At 71.9% G+C, this 20,977-nt stretch carries 20 protein-coding genes; 11 read left to right on the top strand and 9 right to left on the bottom strand.

Features of this window, described 5'->3' with window-relative positions:
- Positions 1-3: 3 nt before the first annotated feature.
- Positions 4-1,053, bottom strand: coding sequence for an iron-siderophore ABC transporter substrate-binding protein (locus ACERMF_RS00100; protein WP_373666975.1), 1,050 nt, complete (start codon positions 1,051-1,053; stop codon positions 4-6).
- 164 nt (positions 1,054-1,217) lie between these two features.
- Between ACERMF_RS00100 and ACERMF_RS00095 the strand changes: the two genes are divergently transcribed.
- The 7 genes from ACERMF_RS00095 to mmsB all read left to right on the top strand — a co-directional run bounded on the left by ACERMF_RS00095 (position 1,218) and on the right by mmsB (position 10,427).
- Positions 1,218-2,258, top strand: a complete 1,041-nt coding sequence (locus ACERMF_RS00095) for a LacI family DNA-binding transcriptional regulator (RefSeq protein ID WP_373666974.1) — start codon at positions 1,218-1,220, stop codon at positions 2,256-2,258.
- Between the two features lie 156 nt (positions 2,259-2,414).
- The gene (gene araB / locus ACERMF_RS00090) at positions 2,415-4,106 is read left to right on the top strand and encodes a ribulokinase (protein WP_373666973.1); all 1,692 of its coding nucleotides are present in this window, start codon (positions 2,415-2,417) and stop codon (positions 4,104-4,106) included.
- Positions 4,103-4,834: an L-ribulose-5-phosphate 4-epimerase gene (locus ACERMF_RS00085; protein WP_373666972.1), complete on the top strand. Its 732-nt coding sequence runs from the start codon at positions 4,103-4,105 to the stop codon at positions 4,832-4,834. Before araB ends, ACERMF_RS00085 begins: the two co-directional genes overlap by 4 nt.
- Positions 4,831-6,339 (top strand): L-arabinose isomerase, encoded by a 1,509-nt coding sequence (araA, locus tag ACERMF_RS00080; RefSeq protein WP_373666971.1) that lies wholly within the window; start codon positions 4,831-4,833, stop codon positions 6,337-6,339. Before ACERMF_RS00085 ends, araA begins: the two co-directional genes overlap by 4 nt.
- Positions 6,340-6,463: 124 nt before the next feature.
- Positions 6,464-7,633 (top strand): multiple monosaccharide ABC transporter substrate-binding protein, encoded by a 1,170-nt coding sequence (chvE, locus tag ACERMF_RS00075; protein WP_373666970.1) that lies wholly within the window; start codon positions 6,464-6,466, stop codon positions 7,631-7,633.
- A 77-nt stretch (positions 7,634-7,710) separates the two neighbouring features.
- Positions 7,711-9,246 carry a multiple monosaccharide ABC transporter ATP-binding protein gene (mmsA, locus tag ACERMF_RS00070; RefSeq protein WP_373666969.1) on the top strand — a complete coding sequence of 512 codons (1,536 nt, stop codon included), beginning with the start codon at positions 7,711-7,713 and terminating at the stop codon, positions 9,244-9,246.
- Positions 9,246-10,427, top strand: a complete 1,182-nt coding sequence (mmsB, locus tag ACERMF_RS00065; protein ID WP_373666968.1) for a multiple monosaccharide ABC transporter permease — start codon at positions 9,246-9,248, stop codon at positions 10,425-10,427. Before mmsA ends, mmsB begins: the two co-directional genes overlap by 1 nt.
- On the opposite strand, the gene ACERMF_RS00060 is transcribed toward mmsB, so the two are convergent.
- From ACERMF_RS00060 to ACERMF_RS00030, 7 genes are all read right to left on the bottom strand, one after another.
- Positions 10,394-10,828, bottom strand: coding sequence for a hypothetical protein (locus ACERMF_RS00060; RefSeq protein ID WP_373666967.1), 435 nt, complete (start codon positions 10,826-10,828; stop codon positions 10,394-10,396). The genes mmsB and ACERMF_RS00060 overlap by 34 nt on opposite strands.
- Positions 10,829-10,832: 4 nt before the next feature.
- Positions 10,833-11,294 carry a GreA/GreB family elongation factor gene (locus ACERMF_RS00055; protein ID WP_373666966.1) on the bottom strand — a complete coding sequence of 154 codons (462 nt, stop codon included), beginning with the start codon at positions 11,292-11,294 and terminating at the stop codon, positions 10,833-10,835.
- A gap of 86 nt (positions 11,295-11,380) precedes the next feature.
- Positions 11,381-12,568, bottom strand: coding sequence for a helix-turn-helix domain-containing protein (locus ACERMF_RS00050; RefSeq protein ID WP_373666965.1), 1,188 nt, complete (start codon positions 12,566-12,568; stop codon positions 11,381-11,383).
- Positions 12,569-12,633: 65 nt separating this feature from the next.
- A complete protein-coding gene (locus ACERMF_RS00045; RefSeq protein WP_373666964.1) occupies positions 12,634-13,890 on the bottom strand; it encodes a Glu/Leu/Phe/Val dehydrogenase in 1,257 nt (418 codons plus the stop codon).
- A gap of 127 nt (positions 13,891-14,017) precedes the next feature.
- Positions 14,018-14,569: a hypothetical protein gene (locus ACERMF_RS00040; protein WP_373666963.1), complete on the bottom strand. Its 552-nt coding sequence runs from the start codon at positions 14,567-14,569 to the stop codon at positions 14,018-14,020.
- A complete protein-coding gene (locus ACERMF_RS00035) occupies positions 14,566-15,054 on the bottom strand; it encodes a hypothetical protein (protein WP_373666962.1) in 489 nt (162 codons plus the stop codon). The genes ACERMF_RS00040 and ACERMF_RS00035 overlap by 4 nt, the downstream gene beginning before the upstream one ends.
- Positions 15,055-15,070: 16 nt before the next feature.
- Positions 15,071-15,406: a DUF2249 domain-containing protein gene (locus tag ACERMF_RS00030; protein WP_373666961.1), complete on the bottom strand. Its 336-nt coding sequence runs from the start codon at positions 15,404-15,406 to the stop codon at positions 15,071-15,073.
- A gap of 522 nt (positions 15,407-15,928) precedes the next feature.
- Here ACERMF_RS00030 and ACERMF_RS00025 point away from each other — a divergent pair.
- The 3 genes from ACERMF_RS00025 to ACERMF_RS00015 all read left to right on the top strand — a co-directional run bounded on the left by ACERMF_RS00025 (position 15,929) and on the right by ACERMF_RS00015 (position 18,647).
- Positions 15,929-16,771 (top strand): hypothetical protein, encoded by an 843-nt coding sequence (locus ACERMF_RS00025; RefSeq protein ID WP_373666960.1) that lies wholly within the window; start codon positions 15,929-15,931, stop codon positions 16,769-16,771.
- On the top strand, positions 16,768-18,045 hold the full coding sequence (locus ACERMF_RS00020; protein ID WP_373666959.1) for a hypothetical protein: 1,278 nt from the start codon (positions 16,768-16,770) through the stop codon (positions 18,043-18,045). Before ACERMF_RS00025 ends, ACERMF_RS00020 begins: the two co-directional genes overlap by 4 nt.
- 146 nt (positions 18,046-18,191) lie before the next feature.
- Positions 18,192-18,647 (top strand): Rrf2 family transcriptional regulator, encoded by a 456-nt coding sequence (locus ACERMF_RS00015; RefSeq protein WP_373666958.1) that lies wholly within the window; start codon positions 18,192-18,194, stop codon positions 18,645-18,647.
- A 16-nt stretch (positions 18,648-18,663) separates the two neighbouring features.
- On the opposite strand, the gene ACERMF_RS00010 is transcribed toward ACERMF_RS00015, so the two are convergent.
- Positions 18,664-19,863, bottom strand: a complete 1,200-nt coding sequence (locus tag ACERMF_RS00010; RefSeq protein WP_373667442.1) for a cysteine desulfurase-like protein — start codon at positions 19,861-19,863, stop codon at positions 18,664-18,666.
- Between the two features lie 75 nt (positions 19,864-19,938).
- Between ACERMF_RS00010 and ACERMF_RS00005 the strand changes: the two genes are divergently transcribed.
- On the top strand, positions 19,939-20,934 hold the full coding sequence (locus tag ACERMF_RS00005) for a L,D-transpeptidase family protein (protein ID WP_373666957.1): 996 nt from the start codon (positions 19,939-19,941) through the stop codon (positions 20,932-20,934).
- Positions 20,935-20,977 lie beyond the last annotated feature (43 nt).

The following is a 20,977-nucleotide window of genomic DNA, read 5'->3' as shown; positions in this document are numbered from 1 at the left end:
GCGTCATTCGACCGTGGCGGCAGCCGCGGCGAGAAGGTCGACGTAGTCCTCCAGTGCCCAGGCGATCGACAGGGGCGAGGGATTGGCCGCCGCGGCCAGTGGCGTGGACTCCTCGAGCACGACCACCGAACCCCGGGCGATGGCGGGGATCTGTGACAGCAGCGGATCGGACTGGTACCGCTGCAGGGTGGAGCCGTCCGCGGCGCCGTAGGTCACCAGGATGTCGACGTCGTCGAGCTGGTCGCCGGCCTCGGCACTGATGGTCTCGTAGAAGGTCTCGGAGGCCGCCGAACGCTCCTCGACCACCGACGGCACCTGCATCCCGACCTCGGCGAGGAAGGCGGCGCGGGTGTCGTGAGTGGTGTAGAAGCCCACGGTGCTCAGGTCGTTGGGGTCGAGGTAGGAGAACATCACCCGCTTGCCCTCCAGTTCGGGGTGCTCGGCGAAGGCCGCCGCCACGTCCGCCTCGTAGTCGGCGACGAGGCGCTCACCCTCGGCGGACATCCCCATCGCCCGGCTCGACATCAGGATCATGTCCTGGACCGAGGTCGCCCACGGCAGCTGCGGGTAGGCGACGACCGGTGCGATCTGGCTCAGCGTCGTGTAGTCCTCCTCGGTGAGGCCGGAGTAGGCGGCGAGGATCACGTCGGGGTTCGTGTCGGCGACCGCCTCGAAGTCGATGCCGTCCGTCTCGTCGTACAGCACCGGGACCTCCGCGCCGAGAGCGCTCAGCCGCTCCTCGACCCAGGGCATCACACCGTCGCCGTCGTCGTCGCCCCAGGTGACCTCGGCCATGCCGACCGGGACGATGCCCAGCGCGAGCGGTACCTCGTGGTTGGCCCAACTCACGGTCGCGACCCGCTGCGGTTCGGACGCGATCACCGTCTCGCCGAAGGCGTGCTCGATCGTCACGGGGAACGCATCGGCAGCGGCAGTCTCCTGGCTGGTCGCCGCGGTGGAGGCGGCGCGGTCGCCGGCGTCGGGGCCAGAGCCCGAGGCGCAGCCGACCACGAGGATGGCGCACGCGCAGGCGCCGAGTCGGAACAGGAGCACGGATCTTCCTTGGAAGCGGGACGGTGAGGGCGACCTTACCTAAGTAAGGCGACCTTAACCATGGCGCCGGGGAGTGCGCAAACCGCTGCGGTGCGCCCCGGACACGGCGTTCCGGCGCCGGCCCCGGCGCTAGGCTCCGGCGACGCCGGCGACGCGAGTGTGAGATGGCCCGTACCCCAGCGTTGACGCCGCCGCCCGGTCGCCGCCCGTCGATGACGGACGTCGCCAAGCTCGCCGGCGTGTCGCACCAGACCGTGTCGCGGGTGCTCAACCATCCGCAGACGGTGCGGCCGGCCACGCTCGAGAAGGTCAAGGCCGCGATCCGCGAACTCGGCTACCGGCCCAACACCTCGGCGCGCGCCCTGGTGACGCGGCGTACCCGGTTGATCGGGGTGGTCAACCCTGGTGAGGCCAGGTTCGGCCCAGCCAACATGACCATGGCCATCGAGGAGGCCGCCAGCGAGGCCGGCTACGCCACCACGCTGGCCGTCATGCGCGATGCGCGGGCCGAGACCGTCGAGCGGGCCCTGGAGTTCTTCCTCGAACTCGGCGTCGAGGGCATCGTGTTCGTCGCACCGATGAGCCAGGTGGCTCCCGCGGCGATGCAACTGTCGACCACCCTGCCCGTGGTGATGATCGCCGCCGGCCTGCGCGAGAGCACCTCGCTCCACGTCGTCGCGGTGGACCAGGAGGTCGGCGCCCGCATGGCGACGCGCCATCTGATCGACCTCGGCCACCGCGACATCGTCCACGTCGCCGGCCCCAACGACTGGTTCGACGCCCGGTCGCGCATCGTCGGCTGGCGCGACGAGCTGCTCGAGGCCGACCTGCCCGTGCCCCCGATGGTCGCCGGCGGGTGGGATCCGGTCCACGGCTACGAGATCGGCCGGCGGCTGGTCGCCGAGCGGCGGCTGCCCTCGGCCATCTTCGCCGCGAACGATCCCATGGCACTGGGCATGATCCGGGCGTTCCACGAGGCGGGGGTGCGGGTGCCCGACGACGTCTCGGTGGTCGGCTTCGACGACGTCGAGGGCGCGGGCTACTTCGAGCCGCCGCTGACGACCGTGCGGCAGCCGTTCGCCGCGGCCGGGACGCGCGCGATCCAGGTCCTGCTCGCGGCCCTCGACGGCGCCCCCGCGTCGCGCACGCTGATCGCGCCAGAGTTGATAGCACGGGCTTCCACACGCCGATTCCAGGCGGGTTGACCGTCTGGCCCGGACGCGCCGTGACACCGCACGGCGCCGACCAGGGGCATTGGTCCCATGATGTGAGCGTTAACATTTTGGCAATGTGAGCGCTAACATCGGGGGACCACTTCCGGCGGTGTGGTGACCGTCGGTGGACCGGGCAAGGGAGCCGACGTGGAGCTTGACCGCGCCGTCGTCATCGGGATCGACTACGGGACCCTGTCGGGCCGGGCCGTCGTCGTGCGCGTCCGCGACGGCGAGGAGCTCGGCAGCGCCGTTCACGACTATCCCCATGGGGTGATGGACGAGCGGCTGACCGCAGGTGACGGTCGCGCGTTGCCGCCGGACTGGGCCCTGCAGGTCCCGGCCGACTACGTGGCGGTGCTGCAGCAGGCGGTTCCCGCCGCCATGCGCGAAGCCGGCGTCGCCCCCGACGACGTGATCGGTATCGGCACGGACTTCACCGCGTGCACGATGGTGCCGACCACCGCCGACGGCACGCCGCTCAACGAACTCGACCGGTTCCGCGACCGCCCCCACGCCTACGTCAAGCTCTGGAAGCATCACGCGGCCCAGGGACAGGCGGACCGGATCAACGAGCTGGCCCACCGCCGGGGCGAGCCGTGGATCGACCGCTACGGCGGTGCGATCTCCTCCGAGTGGGAGTTCGCCAAGGGCCTGCAGTTGCTCGAGGAGGACCGCGAGGTCTACGACGCGATGGTCCACTGGGTGGAGGCGGCCGACTGGATCGTCTGGCAGCTCACGGGCCGCTACGTCCGCAACGCCTGCACCGCGGGCTACAAGGGCATCTACCAGGACGGCGCCTACCCGTCCCGCGAGTTCCTGGCCGAACTGGCCGCCGACTTCGCCGACTTCGCCGACACCAAGGTCGCCCACGAGATCGGCCAACTCGGCCGGCCCGCGGGCCGCCTGAGTGCCCAGGCCGCCGCCTGGACCGGCCTGCCGGAGGGCATCGCGGTCGCCGTCGGCAACGTGGATGCGCATGTGACGGCCGCGGCTGCGAACGCGGTCGAGCCGGGCCAGATGGTGGCCATCATGGGCACCTCGACCTGCCACGTGATGAACGGCGACACGCTCGCGTCCGTACCCGGGATCTGCGGCGTCGTCGACGGCGGCATCCTCGAGGGCTTCTGGGGCTACGAGGCCGGCCAGTCCGGGGTCGGCGACATCTTCGCCTGGTACGTCGACCACCAGGTCCCCGCCGACTACGCGGCCATGGCCGCCGAGCGTGGCGTCTCGTTGCACGACCTGCTCACCGAGCGCGCCGCCGAGCAACCCGTTGGTGCCCACGGGCTGGTGGCGCTCGACTGGCACTCGGGCAACCGGTCGGTCCTGGTCGACCACGAGCTCGCCGGGCTGGTGGTGGGCATGACCCTCGCGACCCGACCCGAGGACGTCTACCGGGCGCTGCTGGAGGCCACGGCCTTCGGCACCCGCACCATCGTCGAGGCGTTCGCCGACGCCGGCGTTCCCGTGACCGAGCTGATCGTGGCGGGCGGCCTGCTCAAGAACCGGTTCCTGATGCAGCTCTACGCCGACGTCACCCGGTTGCCGCTGTCGACGATCGCCTCCGAGCAGGGCCCCGCGCTGGGCTCCGCCATCCACGCCGCCGTTGCCGCGGGCGCCTATCCCGACGTCCGGGAGGCCGCCCGCGCGATGGGCCGGCGGGTGGTCGCCGCCTACACGCCCGACGAGGACGCGGCGCTTCGCTACGACGCCCTCTACGCCGAGTACCGGCGCCTCCACGACTACTTCGGGCGGGGCGAGAACGACGTCATGCGGCGACTCAAGGCGATCCGTCGGCAGGCGCTCACGGCCCCGGGACGGGTGGAGGCCACGGCATGAGGTTGCGGCTCGACGAACTCGACGCCGACGTGCGCCAGCGCGTCGCGGACACGCGGGCGCGGGTGGCTGCGCTCCACGCCGAACTGCCGCGAAACGGGCTGGTCGTGTGGACTGCCGGCAACGTGTCCGAGCGTGTGGCCGGCGCGGATCTGTTCGTGATCAAGCCGTCCGGGGTGTCCTACGACGAGCTCGATGCGGCCAGCATGGTGGTGTGCGACCTCGACGGCGGCAAGATCGACGACGGCACCTCGGCCCGGCTGCAGCCGTCGTCGGACACGGCCGCGCACGCCTACGTCTACCGCCACATGCCCGAGGTCGGCGGGGTGGTGCACACCCACTCACCCTACGCCTGCGCCTGGGCCGCCCGTGCCGAGCCGGTGCCGTGCGTGCTGACCGCGATGGCCGACGAGTTCGGCGGCGACATCCCGGTCGGCCCGTTCGCCCTCATCGGCGACGACTCGATCGGCCGCGGCATCGTCGACACCTTGCGCGGATCCAACTCGCCCGCCGTGCTGATGCAGAACCACGGGCCGTTCACGATCGGCAAGGACGCCAAGGCGGCCGTCAAGGCGGCGGTCATGTGCGAGGACGTCGCCCGCACCGTGCACCTCGCTCGCCAATTGGGCGAGCCGGTGCCGATCCCCGCCGGTGACATCGCGGCGCTCTACGACCGCTACCAGAACGTCTACGGCCAGCGCGACGACGAGGGCGAGGAGCAGCCGGCATGAACGACCCCTTCGCGGGCAAGCAGATCTGGTTCCTGACCGGCAGTCAGGACCTGTACGGCGAGGAGACCCTGCGCCAGGTCGCCGAGCAGTCCCAGCAGGTGGCCGCCGCCCTCGACACCGCCGACGAGGTGCCGGTCACGGTCGCGTGGAAGCCGGTGCTCAAGGACCGCGACGCGATCCGGCGGATGGCCCTCGAAGCCAACGGCGACGACGACTGCCTCGGCGTCATCGTGTGGATGCACACCTTCTCGCCCGCCAAGATGTGGATCCTCGGCCTGGACGCCCTGCGCAAGCCGCTGCTGCACCTGCACACCCAGGCCAACGTCGAGCTGCCATGGGCAGACATCGACATGGACTTCATGAACCTCAACCAGGCCGCGCACGGCGACCGGGAGTTCGGCTACGTCGCCACGCGTCTGGCGACGGGCCGCAAGACGGTCGTCGGGCACGCGACCCACGCCGTCGTGCAGGCCAAGGTCGGGACCTGGGCCCGTGCCGCCGCCGGCTGGCACACGCTGCAGCACCTGCGCCTGGCCCGCTTCGGCGACAACATGCGCAACGTCGCCGTCACCGAGGGCGACAAGACCGAGGCCGAGCTACGGCTGGGGGTGTCGGTCAACACCTGGGGCGTCAACGACCTGGTCGCCGAGGTCGACGGGGCCAGCGACGCCGACGTCGACGCGTTGGTGGCCGAGTACGACGATCGCTACGAGGTGGCCGCGGAGCTGCGCCGGGGCGGCGAGCGCCACGAGGCGTTGCGCTACGGCGCCCGGATCGAGCTGGGCCTGCGCGCCTTCCTCGAAGCCGGCGACTTCGGTGCCTTCACCACCAACTTCGAGGACCTCGGCGGCCTCCGCCAGCTGCCCGGCCTCGCCGTGCAGCGCCTGATGGCGGACGGCTACGGCTTCGGCGCCGAGGGCGACTGGAAGACCGCCCTGCTGGTGCGGGCGGCGAAGGCGATGGGTCACGGCCTGCCCGGCGGTGCGTCGCTGATGGAGGACTACACCTACGAGCTCTCGCCGGGGAAGGAGAAGATCCTCGGCGCCCACATGCTCGAGATCTGCCCGTCGCTGACCACCTCGACCCCACGTCTGGAGATCCACCCGCTCGGCATCGGCGGTCGCGAGGACCCCGTCCGGCTCGTCTTCGACACCGATCCGGGTGACGGGGTGGTCGTGGCGATGTCCGACCTGCGCGAACGCTTCCGGTTGACCGCCAACGTCGTCGACGTCGTGCCACCGGACGCCGAGCTCCCCAACCTGCCCGTGGCGCGCGCGGTCTGGGTCCCACGACCCGACTTCGCGACCTCGGCCGAATGCTGGCTGACCGCCGGTGCGGCGCACCACACGGTGCTCACCACCGCGCTCGGCGTCTCGGTGTTCGAAGACCTCTCCGAGATCGCCGGCATGGAGCTGGCGGTCATCGACGACGGCGTCACCCCCCGCGACTTCCTGCGGGAACTGCGCTGGAACCAGGCCTACTACCGGCTCGCACAGGGGATGTGACCGCACCAACCGCATGGCCCCGCGCCGTCCCGGCGCACCACCCGCCCTCGTCCGGCGCCTGCTCGGTCGAGGTGGATCGCCCGCAAGGGCCTCACCCCGCAGGCACCTTCAAGGAGCAGCACCGATGATGCGAAACAAGACACTCCGAACGATGACGGCGGGGCTCGTCCTCGCCTTCGGGCTGGCCGCCTGCGGTGGCACGGGTGCCGGAGGCGAGACCGACGCCGGCGGTGACACCACGGCCGGTGGCGAGACCGACGCCGGTGGCGAAGGCGGCCTCATCGGCGTCGCGATGCCGACCGAGACCTCCGAGCGCTGGATCGCCGACGGCGCCGCCGTCGAGAGCGGCCTGCAGGAGGCCGGCTACGAGGTCTCGCTTCAGTTCGCCGGCGACGACATCCCGACGCAGTCGCAGCAGATCGACCAGATGATCACCCAGGGCGTCGACGCCCTGATCATCGCCGCCATCGACGGCACGGCGCTGGCCGGCCAGCTCCAGGCGGCCGCCGACGCCGGCATCCCGGTCATCTCCTACGACCGGTTGATCCGTGACAGCGAGCACGTCGACTTCTACGTCACCTTCGACAACTACCAGGTCGGTGTCCAGCAGGCGACCTCGCTGCTCGTCGGCCTCGGCATCCTCGAGGAGGACGGCACCGAGACCGGCGAGGAGGGTCCGTTCAACGTCGAGTTGTTCGCCGGCTCGCTCGACGACAACAACGCCCACTTCTTCTGGCAGGGCGCGATCGACACCCTGCAGCCCTACTTCGACGACGGCACCATCGAGGTTCCGTCGGGCCAGATGGACATCGAACAGGCCGCCACGCTGCGCTGGAGCCAGGAGACCGCCCAGCGCCGCATGGAGGACCTGCTGACGGCCGCCTACTCCGGGGACACCGAACTGCACGGCGTGCTGTCGCCGTTCGACGGCATCTCCCGTGGCATCCTGACCGCGCTGCAGAACGCCGGATACGGCCCGACCATCGCCGACGGCATGCCGGTCGTGACCGGTCAGGACGCCGAGATCGCCTCGGTCAAGCTGATCAACGACGGGGTGCAGTTCGCCACGATCTTCAAGGACACGCGTCTGCTCGCCGAGCAGGCCGTCGTCGCCGCGCAGGCCTACCTTGCCGGTGAGGAGCCCGAAGCCAACGACACCGAGACCTACGACAACGGCGTGAAGGTCGTCCCGTCGTACCTGCTCGAGTCCACGATCGTCTACGAGACCAACATCGAGAGTGCCCTGGTCGAGACCGGGTACTACACGCAGGAGCAGGTCGAGGCCGGCCAGTGACCTGACCGGTCGGGACGTGGGGGCCGGCGCGACGCCGGCCCCACGTGCCACCCGCACCGGCACGGAAAGGAACACGGATGGGCGACGCCATCCTCGAGATGCGCTCGATCACGAAGACGTTCCCGGGCGTCAAGGCGCTCGAGAACGTGAACCTGACCGTGCAGCGTGGCCACATCCATGCCATCTGTGGCGAGAACGGGGCCGGCAAGTCGACCCTCATGAAGGTGCTTTCGGGCGTCTACCCCGCCGGGAGCTACGACGGGGAGATCCACTTCGACGGCGAACTCGTGACGCCGCAGTCGATCAACGACTCCGAGGCGCTCGGGATCGTGATCATCCACCAGGAGCTCGCGCTCGTCCCCTACCTGTCGGTGGCCGAGAACATCTTCCTCGGCAACGAGGTCCGCACCCGCGGCTTCATCGACTGGCACGAGACCAACCGGCGCGCCGGTGAACTGCTGCACCGCGTCGGCCTCGACGAGAACCCGACCACGCCGGTCGGCCAGCTCGGGGTCGGCAAGCAACAGCTGGTCGAGATCGCGAAGGCGCTGTCGAAGGACGTCAAGCTGCTGATCCTCGACGAGCCGACCGCGGCCCTCAACGACCAGGACTCGGCGCACCTGCTCGACCTGCTGCGGCAGCTCAGGGCCGAGGGCATCACCTGCATCATGATCTCCCACAAGCTGGGTGAGCTGGTCGCGGTGGCCGATGCGACGACGATCATCCGCGACGGCCACTCCATCGAGACCATCGACATGTCGGGCCCGGACGCGACCCAGGCCCGCATGATCCGCGGCATGGTCGGCCGCGACCTCGACCACCTCTACCCGGAGCGCACCCCCGACATCGGCGAGGAGGTGTTCCGGATCGAGAACTGGACCGTGATGCACCCGACCCAGGCCGGCCGCGTCATCGTCTCCGACGCCAACCTGTCGGTCCGCGCTGGTGAGATCGTCGGCATCGCCGGCCTCATGGGAGCGGGCCGCACCGAGCTCGCCATGAGCGTCTTCGGCCGCACCTACGGGCGCGGCGTCGAGGGCCGGGTCTACATGCACGGCCGCGAGGTCGACACGCACACCGTCGACGCCGCCATCGAGAGTGGCATCGCCTACGTGTCCGAGGACCGCAAGCAGTACGGGCTCAACCTCATCGACGACATCAAGCGCAACGTCAGCGCCGCTGCCCTCGGCAAGTTGTCCAGCAACGGCTGGGTCAACGGCAACGAGGAGATCGCCGTCGCCGAGCGCTACCGCCGCAACCTCAACATCAAGGCGCCGTCGGTGATGTCGGTGGTCGGGCAGCTGTCGGGCGGCAACCAGCAGAAGGTCGTGCTGAGCAAGTGGCTCTACACCGACCCGGAACTGTTGATCCTCGACGAGCCGACCCGCGGCATCGACGTCGGTGCCAAGTACGAGATCTACACCATCATCAACGCCCTGGCAGCCGAGGGGAAGGCCGTGCTGGTCATCTCGTCGGAACTGCCGGAGCTGCTCGGCATCTGCGATCGCATCTACGCGCTGTCAGCCGGTCGTATCACCGGCGAACTCCCCGTCGCCGAGGCGACCCAGGAGCGGCTCATGGAACTCATGACCAGGGAAAGGGACCAGGCCTGATGGCGACCCTCCTCAACCTCAAGGAACTCGTGACCGGGAACCTGCGTCAGAGCGGGATCTACGTCGCGTTCATCGCCATCGTCGGGTTCTTCGCGGTCCTGACCGGCGGCATGTTGCTCAGCCCGGGCAACCTCACCAACATCGTGCTGCAGTACTCCTACATCCTGATCCTCGCGATCGGGATGGTCATCGTCATCATCGGCGGCCACATCGACCTGTCGGTGGGCTCGGTCGTCGCGCTGACCGGCGCGGTCTCGGCCGTCCTCGTGATCCGCAACGGCTATCCCTGGTGGGTCGGCGTGCTCGGTGCGCTGCTGACGGGCCTGCTCGTCGGCGTCTGGCAGGGCTTCTGGGTCGCCTACGTCGGCATCCCCGCCTTCATCGTGACCCTCGCGGGCATGCTGATGTTCCGCGGCCTGACGCTGCAGGTGCTCAACAACGTCTCGCTGTCGCCGTTCCCGGCCGAGTACCAGCGCATCGCCAGTGGCTTCCTCAACGGGCTCCTCGGTGGGCAGGGCTACGACCTGTTCACGATCGTCATCGCCGCGATCGCCGTCGCCGGCTACGCCTTCAACGCCTTCCGTCAGCGACAGCGTCGCATCGCCTACGACCAGCCGGTCCCCGCCCTGCCGCTGTTCGTCCTCCAGACGGTCGCGGTCGCGGCGGTCGTCATGGCCTTCGCCTACCAGCTCTCCCGCAGCCGCGGCCTGCCGATCGTGCTGATCCTGCTCGCCGCGCTCGTGCTCACCTACGGCGCGATCATGCGACGCAGCGTCTTCGGCCGGCACGTCTACGCGATCGGCGGCAACCTCACCGCTGCCCGCCTGTCCGGGGTCAAGGTCCGCAAGATCAATTTCTGGATCTTCGTCAACATGGGCCTGTTGTCCGCGGTCGCGGGCATCGTGTACTCGTCACGCTCCAACGGCGCCCAGCCGGCAGCCGGCAACATGTTCGAGCTGGACGCCATCGCCGCGGCCTTCATCGGTGGGGCCGCCGTCACCGGTGGCGTCGGAACCGTGATCGGCGCCATCGTGGGTGGTCTGATCATGGGCACCATGAGCAACGGCATGCAGTTGATGGGCGTCAACCAGTCGCTGCAGGCGGTCGTCCGCGGCCTCGTGCTGCTGCTGGCCGTGGCGTTCGACGTCTACAACAAGCGGCGCGCCTCCGGCGAACGCTGATCCCGGCGACGCCAACGCCGGGCCGGGCGCCGCCGTGCACCGCGACGGTCGGTGTCGGTTGCGCCCGGCCACCCCGTCATGGCCGTCGCGATCGTGGCGGGTTCGGCCCGGTGGTCGACCCAGGCATCGGCACCGGCGTCGAACGCCAACGAGAACGCGTTGCTGTCGGTGTCACCGACGGCGACGACACGCAGGCCGGGGCGGGTGCGGCCGAGTCGCCGGATCAGGCCGATCCCGGCCTCCAGTGACGTATCGGCGGGCAGCGGCACCACGACCACCTCGATGCCCTCGAGTTGGCTCGTCTCGACGTCGGGATCGGTGACGATCGCGGCGGGGACGCCGGCCAGGGCGGCGGCACGCGCGAGGCGGTCGGCCGCCTCCTCGCCCGCCTGGAGGTACAAGACGTCAGCCGATCCGGTCGCGACGGACGATCGTGCAACGGTACGCGCCGGCTGGCGCGCTGACGGTCACGACGTCACCGGGTCGACGTCCGAGCACGGCCTGCGCCAGCGGTGCCTCCGCGGAGGTGCGGTGGTCGTCCAGGGCCGCTTCCAGCGGGTGGACCACGAGGAACGCCTCCCGCGAGCCGTCGTCGAACGCCACCTCGACCTCGTCGCCGAGTTCGACGATGGTGGGGTCGTCGACGACGTCGCCCGGCGCGACCGCGTCGCGCAGCGTGCGGGACAACTCGTCGGCCTGGTCGCGCAGCGTGCGCTGCTCGGCGATGAGGTCGTCGGTGCGGCCGCGGGCGAGCTCACGCTCCAGGCTCTCGAGGCGTGCGGCGAGCCGGTCCATGCGCGCCTGGAGCCAGGCCCGGCCCTCGGCGGTGAGGACGAGCGGCAGTTTGGCGGGGACGTCGGCGGCCATGCCGCACCTCCACGGATCTCTCGGGAACGCGCCGCGGGTGGGCGTCGTGAAGCAGTGCTTCATGGTACTGCCGCAACGTGAACGCGCTAGGGGCGATGGATGCTCCAGAGCAGGCGCGCGGTCTCCGCGCCGGGATTGCTCCAGCCCCGGACACTGGCGGTCTCCGCCACCAGCGCGTCGCCCTCGTGGAGGGTCTCGGTCCGCCCGTCGAGTTGCAGGTCGACCACGCCACGCAGCACGAGGACCGATTCGGGTCGCTTGACCGCGAACGGGCCGTGCGACCCGGACGCGCCACCGGCGAGGTCCAGCGCCCACACCTCGCCGGCCACGGGGTCGTCGAGGAGACACTCGCCGGTGAGTCCGTCCTGCAGCCGTGTCCGGTCGCGCCCGCTGCGACGGGCGATGCGATAGCCGGCTTCCGGCCGCTCGCCGGGCCCGAACGGCACCCCGAGCACCTCCCAGAGGCGCACCAGGGTGTCCCCGCCCGGCCCGCGTACGCCGCGCTCGACCTGGGACAGCGCCGACGGGGTGATCCCGACCCGACGCGCCACCTCGGCCTGCGACAGCCCGCGGGCCAGACGCTGGTCGCGGATGACGGTGCCGAGCAGCTCGCCGGTGTTGCGGGGGCTGTCCACGGCCGCGAGGTCGCCGTCGACGACGACGGCCCGCACGCGCCGCCCGACGACCTGCTCCCCGCGTCCGTCGGCCTTGCGCACGGTGACGAGGCTCGACTCGGCGTCGGTGGTGAAGTCGACGACCACCTGGGTGATCTCGGTCAGCCGCCGCAGGAACGCGGGGCGGTGCGCGCCGGTGTGCAGCGGCCACACGGCGAGGCTGCGGCGTCGGTACAGCCGTGGGCAGGTGGAGAGAAACAACTCCAGCGCCGCGCCCGGCCCCCAGGTCCGCTGCACGCCGTCGAGGTCGTCGATGACGAACGCGGCCCCCTCGCCGACGCGGTCGTCCGCCGCCTCCAGCATCGCCATGGCGGCGCCGAAGTCGGCGCCGGGAGGCAGCGCGTCGTCCAGCGTCGGGGGCGAATCGCTGCCGACCGCGGACCAGTCGAGGACACGGGTGTCCGGCGGGACAGGCCCCTGCCAGGGTCGCGACACGTTGACGAGCACGAGCGGCACCCGGCCCCGCGTGGCCGCGACGAACCGCTCGACGAGCAGGTCGAGCGGTGCCGCGTCGTCGCCCTGCAGGACGAGGTTGTCCCCGATGTGGACCCCGTCGATGAGCGCATCGACGAGGTCGGTACCGCTGGTCCGGGCCTGCATCGCTCGCCTCGCCTCGTGCGCCCTGTCGGTCACCCGATGCTACGAGAATCCAGCGGCACGCCGGGTCAGGACGCCAGTTCCGTGGGACGTACGCCGGCCCGGTCCTCGAGCGCGGTGGCGATCCGGTCGACGCCGAGCACCATCGCCGCCGTACGCAGCGGCAGTGCGCGCCGCTCGGCCACCTGCCAGACGTCGTGCAGCGACCGGCGCATGTGGCGCTCGAGCCGCTCGGCGACGTCGGCCGCGGTCCAGCGTTCGCCGGCGAGGTTCTGCTCCCATTCGAAGCAGGACACCGTCACGCCCCCGGCACTGGCGAGCACGTCGGGCAGCACGGCGATGCCACGGTCGGTCAGGACGTCGTCGGCCTCGAAGGTGCAGGGTCCGTTGGCGGCCTCGGCGACCAGGCGAGCGCGCACGCTCCCGGCGATGTCGGCGTCGATCGCTCCCTCGAGCGCCGCGGGCACGAGGATGTCGCAGTCGAGTCCGAGCAACTCCGTCTGCGTGACGACGTCACCCGGGTGCTCGACGACCGAACCGGCATCGGCCTTGGTGGCGATGACCGCCTCGATGTCGAGCCCTTCGGGGTCATGCACACCGCCGCGGCTGTCGGAGACGGCCACCACGCGCATGCCCTCGGCGGCCAGCATCGAGGCGAGGTGGGCGCCGGCGTTGCCGAACCCCTGGATGACGACGCGCGCGTCGGTGGGCAGGCCCATCTTCGCGGCGCTGGCGAGCACGACCGCCCGGCACCCGGCCGCCGTGGCCGTGTCGCGGCCCAGCGATCCACCGGCGGCCAGCGACTTTCCGGTCACGACGGCGGGCGCGGCGACCCCGGTCACTCGCGCGTACTCGTCCGCCATCCAGTCCATGTGCTGCTCGCCGGTGTTCACGTCGGGTGCGGGCACGTCGAGGTAGGGGCCGATGCCGGACGCGATCGCCCGGGTGTAGCTGCGGGTCAGCGACTCGAGTTCGGTCGTGCTCAGCCGCTTCGGGTCGATGGTGACGCCACCCTTGCCGCCTCCGAGTGGGAGGTCCATGGCCGCCGTCTTCACGCTCATGAGCGTGGCCAGGCCCGCCACCTCCTCCGCCGTCACGTCCGGGTGGAAACGCGTGCCACCCTTCGCCGGCCCACGCGCGGTGGAGTGGGCGACGCGGTAGCCGGTGACGACCTGCATCTCGCCGTGGTCGTCGACGTAGGGGACCTGGACGGCGACGGCGCGCTCGGGCTGGTGGAGCACGGCCCGCAGCCACGCATCGAGCGACAGCTCGTCGGCGGCGAGGTCGATGGCGTGCAGCGCCAGGCGGTGCAGGTCGATGCCCATGCGGAGGACCTCCGGAGTCGGGGCCCGCACGGCACGGTCGCACGGCAGCGTCGACCATCCCCGCGCGGGAGCGAGCGGTGGCGACGCGCCGTTGCGTCACGGGGAAGGCTAGCCGTAAAGCTACGCTTCATGCAGGCAACGACGTCACCGACGCACGGTCCGGCGAGTCCTCGACGGCGGCGAGCAGGCCCGCGAGCGCGGGCAGGAACTGCTCGACCGCGCGCCGGGCCAGGCGGTCCCGTCGGTGGCGGTCGATCCGATTGGTGGTCACGTCGACCCCCGGTTCGCGCGTGGACCACACCGCCAGCCGGGTTCCCGCCACCGTCGGCGTCGCGACGATCAGCAGGACCATCGTCGGCCAGCCGGTCTCCTCCTCCTCGCGGTGCCACCAGCGCGAGGTCGGCTCGACCGCGAACGGAAACCGTCCCGCCGGCGGCCACCGACCGGTGTCGTCGTTCCAGCTCACCCGGAGGAGGCCCATGCCGTCGCCCTCCAGCCGCGTGTCGAGACCTGGTTCCGTGGCCATCCGGAACCCGACGCGGTCCTCGGAGGTCGCGGCGAGGGCGGTCCGGGTCGCGGCGTCGACGAGCGTGGACGCGTCCCGGCGCAGACGGTCGACCACCTCGTCGATGGGGCGGCCGAGATGCTCGACCCCATGGAGGTGCAGCGGCTGGTTCATCGCAGGGCTCCGGAGCGTTCGGGGACGACGGCCGCGGCGGAGGCGGCCGACAACTGGGTCGCCAGTTCCTGCAGGAAGGACCGGACCGCGACGGCGAGCAGGCGACGGGCATGGGTCCGGTGGACGCTCGTGATCCCGAGTCCCGTCTGCGGGGTGCGCGGGGACACCAGCGTGATGCGGCTGCCGTCGCGGCCACGCGGGCTCACGGCCAACCAGGCCGTCATCGACGGCCATCCCGTGACGTCCTCGGGGCCGGACCAGCGCAGGCGGACCTGGCCCGGCTCGTCGTCGGCGCCGACGGTCGTCTCGACCGTCGGCAGGACGTGCATCGGCAGGCCCCAGTCCGCGAACCGGGGCGCGCAGCGGCCGATCGCATCCGCCGTCGCGACCGTGACGACGGTGGGGTCCGCCAGCAGGCGCGTGAGCGACTCGGAGGGCGACAGCGACAGCGGGACCGCGGCATGGGCGAACAGCGGGGTGGTCATGCGAATCCCTTCCCGGCTAGCGCGCGTGTCGGGACAGGCGCAGCCGCCATCGGTCGGGGCCGCGCTGCAGGTACTCGACCGTGAAGGCCCCGGGCTGGCGTTCCTCGAGCTGGGCGAGCATGGGAAGCGGGTCGTGCGGCGCGACGAGCACCAGGGCGTGCCCGAGGCCGACGGCATCCAGCGCGCCGAAGATGGCCGCGTGCCGGACCGCACGGGGGATCAGGCGTGCGTCGAGTTCGGGGTCGGCGCTCTCCGCCTCGTGACAGTCACACGTGTGGCCGTCGGCCACCGGGTCGGTAGCGGGTGCCTCGGTGACGTCCAGGTCGGCGGCGAGCGGGAGATGAGCGGTCATCGTCGAAGTCCTTCGTCGGCGTCAGCGACACACGCGTCGCCGAACCATGATTTAGCAGCTAATGATTTCGAGGGTCGTGGCCCGATGTCGCCCTCGATAGGGCCGAAGGTCCCTGAGGGGCGTTCCTGGCAACGTTTACTATCCGACTAAGTAATCGGGTATCCACGTATCGGCGGCGCCGGTCGCTGCCCGGTGCCGGGAAGACGCCGATGAAGCCGTCCAGCGCGCTCACCGCCACGCCCGTCGACCGCCGCGTGACGCGCGGGGACACATCTGCCGGGGCGTCGACCGGAATCCGTCACCGCCGGCTGTGGCTCGCCGGCGGCGGGCTCGGCCTGCTCACCGGGACCTCCACCGGACTCGCCCGCGGCGGGGTCGAACACGGCCCCGTCGCTGCCGACATCCATGGTGTCGTGATGGTCCTCGGCTTCCTGGGGACGCTGATCGCGCTGGAGCGGGCCGTCGCGCTGGGCCGGCGCTGGGGTTACCTGGCTCCTGCACTCGGCCACCGCGGCGGTGCTGTTGCTGCCGTTGCAGCGACAGCTGGCCGGCGTCCTCCTCGTGCTGGCCGGAGCGGTCGTCACCGCCACCTACCTGGTCCTCCTGCGCGCCGGTGGCGTCCACGCCCACCTCGTGGTGATGGCCGTCGGCGCCGTGACCTGGGTCGCCGCGGCCGCGTGGTGGCTGGCCGGCGCCGGCCCCGTCCGGATCACGCCCCTGCTGGCGGCCTTCCTGGTGCTGACCATCATCGGTGAGCGGCTCGAGCTCAGCCGGCTGACCCTGCCTGCGCCGGCCAGCCGCAGGCGATTCCTCGGCGCGGTCGCACTGTTCGTCCTCGGCGTCGCGCTCACCCCGTTCCGACTCGGGACGGGACTGGTGCTGGGCGGGCTCGGCATGCTCGGGCAGGTCGCCTGGCTCTGGCGCCATGACCTCGCCCGGCGGACGATCCGACGACCGGGTCTGCCTCGCTTCTCGGCCACCTGTCTGTTGGCCGGCTACGTCTGGCTGGCGGTCAGCGGCGGGCTGTGGGTCGCCATGGGGCTGGGAGCGCGGGGCCCGCTCCTGCACGATGCGCTCGTGCACAGCCTGTTCCTCGGCTTCGTCCTCTCCATGGTGATGGGCCACGCGCCCATCATCGTTCCCGCCGTGCTGCGCACGTCGCTGACCTACCACCCCGTGGCGTACGTGCCGCTCGCCCTGCTGCACGTCTCCGTCGCCGTCCGCATCGGCGCCGATCTCGTGGGTTCGTTCCCCGGGCGGCTGGCCGCCCTGCACGGCAACGTCACGGCACTCGCCCTGTTCGTCGTCCTCACCGTGTGGGCGGTCAGGAGGACCCCGCGCCTCGCTCCGGGAGGTCCGCGTTGACCACGTCCCGTACCTCGTTGCCGATCTCGACGCCGGGTCACGGGCGCGCCCGTGGCGCGTCGCCCTTCGGGGCCGCGGCGCCGAGCATCACGATCGCACTCGTCTACCTCGTGACGGTGATCGTCTGGCTCGGCGTCGGCGACGGCCTGCCCGGCGGCCGCTGGCTGGCGGTGCACCTGTTCACGCTGGGCGTCCTCACCAACCTGGTGCCGACCTTCAGCGAGCACTTCGCACGCACCGTGACCCGGACCGCGGGCGAGCGGGCGTGGTGGTGGCCGCTCGTGACCAACGCCGGCATCCTGGCGGTCGTCGTCGGCCTGCCGAGCGGGCAGCGCTGGCTGCTGGTCGCAGGCGCCACCATCCTGACCACCACGGTGTTTGTGGCCTATCGCCGCATCCGCAGGATGCGTCACGCGGCCGTCGGCGCACGCTTCGCGTGGATCGCGCGGGTCTACGAGCGCGCGCACGGCGCCTTCATCCACGGTGCTCTCCTCGGCGCGCTGCTGGGGTCCGGCGTGCTGTCGGGACGCTGGTACGGCGGAGCCCGCATCGCCCACCTGCACGCCAACATCCTCGGATGGGGCGGGCTGACGTTGCTGGCCACGTTGGTCTTCTTCGGCCCGACCATGGCGAGGACCCGCATCGAACCGGGGGCCGACGCCCGCTCCGCCCGCTGGCTGCGCCATGGGGCGACCGGCCTCAGCGCCGCGGTGCTCCTGCTCGTGCTGACCGGCCTCCCCGGCTGGGCGGGCGGGGGAGCCCGGATCGCCGCCGCGGCCGGCCTCGCGATCTATGCCGCCGCCGCCACGGCCGTATGCGCCGCCGTTGCGCGCGCCGTGGCCACGGCGCCGCGCAGGACCGCCCCGCAACCCCTGGTGCTGAGCGTGGCCGTGATCTTCCCGCTGGTCGCCTGGGCCGATGTGGTCGTCCTGGCGGCGGGCGCCTACCGCTGGCTCGACGCCGTCGGTGTGGCGGCCCTGACCGGCGTGCTCGCCCAGGCCATCGTCGCGACCCTGGTCTATCTCGCGCCCATGCTGCGGGGACGGACCACCGGGGCGCGGGACCTCGTGCGGGAACGCCTCGAGGTCGGCGCCCGCGCCCGCGCGGTGTTCCTCGGCACCGGGATCGTCGCCTGCGTCCTCGCCGCTGCCGGGGTCGCCGACGTGGCATCGCTCCTGTCGCTCGGCTGGGGCCTCATCGCGGCCGTGGTCGTCGTCACCCTGCTCACCGCGCTCCTGCCGGTTCCCGAACCTGCGCAGCGTGCTGGAGGCTGACGGCTTCGAAAGCGATCGTCGGGCGTCGAGAGACCCGCCTGTCCGGCCGCACCTCTCCGTCAGCGAGGTGACGCGAACGTCGGCGAGTTCGGCCGCGCCGTCACGGTCACGGTTAGCCTCGCGGCACGGCGACCACGGAACCGGTGATGAAGCTCACACTCGGCAAACGCGCCGACTACAGCGTCCGCGCCGTCCTCGACCTCGCCCGCCACCACGGCGACGGGCGCCGCACGACCCGCGCGATCGCGGCCGAGATGGCCATCCCGGTCAACTACCTGCCGGCGCTGCTGGCCGAGCTGGTACGGGCGGGTCTGGTGCGTTCCGTCGCCGGCCGGGGTGGGGGCTACGTGTTGGCGCGCGCCCCCGAGCAGGTCTCGCTGCTCGAGGTGATCGAGGTCGCGGAGGACGAGCCGACCCGCGAGTGCGTCCTGCGGGGTGGGCCGTGTCGATGGCAGGACGCCTGCGCCGTGCACGAGCCCCTCAGTGAGGCCCGCGAAGCCCTGCGCAGCTCGCTGGCCGCGACCAGCTTCGCGGACCTCGTCGCCCGGGACGCCGCGCTCGACGTCGAACACGCCGCGACCGGTCACGCACACGACCGCTGAGGGACGCGGCCCGACGTCAGCCGACGGTTTCCGCGACGGCGGCGAGCAGCCGGTCGATGTCGGCATCGTCGGTGTAGGGCGCGATGCCGGCCCGCACGGCCCCGTCGTCGCCGAGTCCCAGGTACCGCGCCGCCTCGATGGCGTAGAAGTGGCTGGCCGGCGCGTTGACGCCCGCGTCGGCGAGGTGGCGCGCCACGTCCTGCGGGCGGCGACCGGCGACGACGAACGCAACCGTCGGGGTGCGGCGTGGAGCAAGCCCCAACCGCCGGACACCGTCGAGCCGGTCGAGGCCGTCCTCGAGCCGGACGGCCAGCGCCGCCTCGTGTGCCTCGAGGAGCGCCATGGCCTCCAGCAGGCGGGTACGGCGCGTCCCGCTCCCGCCGGCGATGTCGGCCAGGAAGTCGATGGCGGCGGTGGTGCCCGCAAGCAGCTCGTAGGGCAGGGTGCCGAGTTCGAACCGCTCGGGCACGGCGTCGCTGGACGGCAGCAGCTTGTCGGGCCGCAGGTGTTCCAGCAGGTCGGGCGCTGCCGCCATCACCCCCAGGTGCGGACCGAGGAACTTGTAGGGCGAGCAGCTGAACAGGTCGGCGCCGAGCGCTGCGACGTCGACCGGGGCGTGCGGCGTGAGGTGGACCCCGTCGACGTGGACCAGCGCGCCGACCTCGTGTGCGGCGGCCGCGATCGCCGCGACGTCGGGACGGGTCCCGAGCAGGTTGGAGGCGCCCGTGACGGCAACCAGGCGGGTACGGCCGCCCAGCAGTCGGGTCACCGACGCCGTCGGCAAGGCGCCGGTGTCGCGGTCGAAGTCGGCCCAGCGCACCGTCGCGCCGGCGGCCTGCGCGGCCAGCACCCAGGGCCGGATGTTGGCGTCGTGGTCCAGCCGTGTGACGACCACCTCGTCGCCCGGGCGCCACTGCCGCGACAGGGTGCGCGCGAAGTCGAAGGTGAGCGCGGTCATGGAGCGGCCGAACACCACGCCGTCGTGCTCGGCACCGAGCAGGTCCGCGACGGCCTGACGTGCCTCGCCCACGATCCGCTCGGCGCGTCGTTCCGCGCTGGTGAGGTGGCCGCGGTTGGCGACGGCGGACGCCAGGGTGCGGCCCACGGCCTCGGCGACCTGGCGTGGAACCTGGGAGCCTCCGGGGCCGTCGAAATGGGCAGCGCCCTCGTCGAGGGCGGGGAAGCTGGACCGGATGCGGTCGAGGTCGTAGCGCATGGCGGCAGTCAAGCAGCCGCTCCCCACGGCGGCCCGGTCCGAACGCCTATCGTGACGGCGCGGGGAAGCGGACGGGTGGCGGCACATGAAGGGCTGGGCGTGGAGCGGCTGGAGCGGCGGGGGCGGCAGCGGGCGACGAGCGGCGTGCTGGCCGCGCTCGTGCTGATGGGGTGCACCGGCGGCCCCGGTGCCACGGAACTGGCCGCCGAGACGGCGGCGATCGCCGCCCGGGAGGCGGCCGACGCGGCCGCGGCCGAAGCGGCGGAGGCCGAGGCGAACCGGCAGGAGCAGACGCGACGCGAGGAGGAGAGGGCGCGTGCGGCCGCCCAGGAGCGGGCCGAGCAGGAGCGGGCCGAGCAGGAGCGCCTGGAGCAGGAGCGCCTGGTGCAGGAGCGTCTCGAGCAGGAGCGTCTCGAGCAGGAGGAGGCCGCCCGAGCCGAGGAGGAGGCCCGTCGCGAGGCGGAGGAGCGGCGGGAGCGCACCGTGCAGGCGCAGCAACGCCTGCAGGAGTTGGGCTACCTGGTCGGGGCGGCCGACGGAGCGCAGGGCCAGCAGACCACCGCGGCCGTCATGGCGTTCCAGGCCGTGAACGGGCTCCAGGTCGACGGGATCGTCGGTCCGCGGACGCTGGCGGCCCTCGCCGACCCACCCGCCGTCCCACACCTGCAGGGCGGACCCGACGACCGCATCGAGATCGACCTCACCCGGCAGGTGCTGCACCTGGTCGAGAACGGCGTGCGCGTCGTGACGATGAAGGTGTCGTCGGGCAACGGTGCGACGTACGAGGTCAACGACGGGACGTCGGCCGAGGCGCGGACGCCGGTCGGCACGTTCAGGATCCAGCGCCGTATCGCGGGGGTGCGCGAGTCCAGCCTCGGCCTCGGCACGCTGTTCGACCCGATGTACTTCCACCTCGGCTACGCGATCCACGGCTCCAACAGCGTGCCCGCGGGACCGGCCAGCCACGGGTGCGTGCGCGTGTCGCGGGCCGACGCGATATGGCTGTTCGACCGGGTGCCCGACGGCTTCCCGGTGCAGCTGTACGGCGGCACCCACGTCTTCGCCCCCTGACACGACGGCGGCCCGCGCGGTTCGCGCGGGCCGCCGGTGACAC

The organism is Egicoccus sp. AB-alg6-2 (genome assembly GCF_041821025.1).
Classification (GTDB): domain Bacteria; phylum Actinomycetota; class Nitriliruptoria; order Nitriliruptorales; family Nitriliruptoraceae; genus Egicoccus.
The sequence above is the reverse complement of the archived record's forward strand: the minus strand, read 5'-3'. Positions and strand labels throughout refer to the sequence as shown.

Bases quoted from the DNA above. Each gene is read 5' to 3' on its own strand.
- ACERMF_RS00095 (WP_373666974.1), top strand. From the start codon at position 1,218: ATGGCCCGTACCCCAGCGTTGACGCCGCCGCCCGGTCGCCGCCCGTCG.
- ACERMF_RS00085 (WP_373666972.1), top strand. From the start codon at position 4,103: ATGAGGTTGCGGCTCGACGAACTCGACGCCGACGTGCGCCAGCGCGTC.
- araA (WP_373666971.1), top strand. From the start codon at position 4,831: ATGAACGACCCCTTCGCGGGCAAGCAGATCTGGTTCCTGACCGGCAGT.
- chvE (WP_373666970.1), top strand. From the start codon at position 6,464: ATGATGCGAAACAAGACACTCCGAACGATGACGGCGGGGCTCGTCCTC.
- mmsA (WP_373666969.1), top strand. From the start codon at position 7,711: ATGGGCGACGCCATCCTCGAGATGCGCTCGATCACGAAGACGTTCCCG.
- mmsB (WP_373666968.1), top strand. From the start codon at position 9,246: ATGGCGACCCTCCTCAACCTCAAGGAACTCGTGACCGGGAACCTGCGT.
- ACERMF_RS00055 (WP_373666966.1), bottom strand. From the start codon at position 11,294: ATGGCCGCCGACGTCCCCGCCAAACTGCCGCTCGTCCTCACCGCCGAG.
- ACERMF_RS00050 (WP_373666965.1), bottom strand. From the start codon at position 12,568: ATGCAGGCCCGGACCAGCGGTACCGACCTCGTCGATGCGCTCATCGAC.
- ACERMF_RS00045 (WP_373666964.1), bottom strand. From the start codon at position 13,890: ATGGGCATCGACCTGCACCGCCTGGCGCTGCACGCCATCGACCTCGCC.
- ACERMF_RS00040 (WP_373666963.1), bottom strand. From the start codon at position 14,569: ATGAACCAGCCGCTGCACCTCCATGGGGTCGAGCATCTCGGCCGCCCC.
- ACERMF_RS00035 (WP_373666962.1), bottom strand. From the start codon at position 15,054: ATGACCACCCCGCTGTTCGCCCATGCCGCGGTCCCGCTGTCGCTGTCG.
- ACERMF_RS00030 (WP_373666961.1), bottom strand. From the start codon at position 15,406: ATGACCGCTCATCTCCCGCTCGCCGCCGACCTGGACGTCACCGAGGCA.
- ACERMF_RS00015 (WP_373666958.1), top strand. From the start codon at position 18,192: ATGAAGCTCACACTCGGCAAACGCGCCGACTACAGCGTCCGCGCCGTC.
- ACERMF_RS00010 (WP_373667442.1), bottom strand. From the start codon at position 19,863: ATGCGCTACGACCTCGACCGCATCCGGTCCAGCTTCCCCGCCCTCGAC.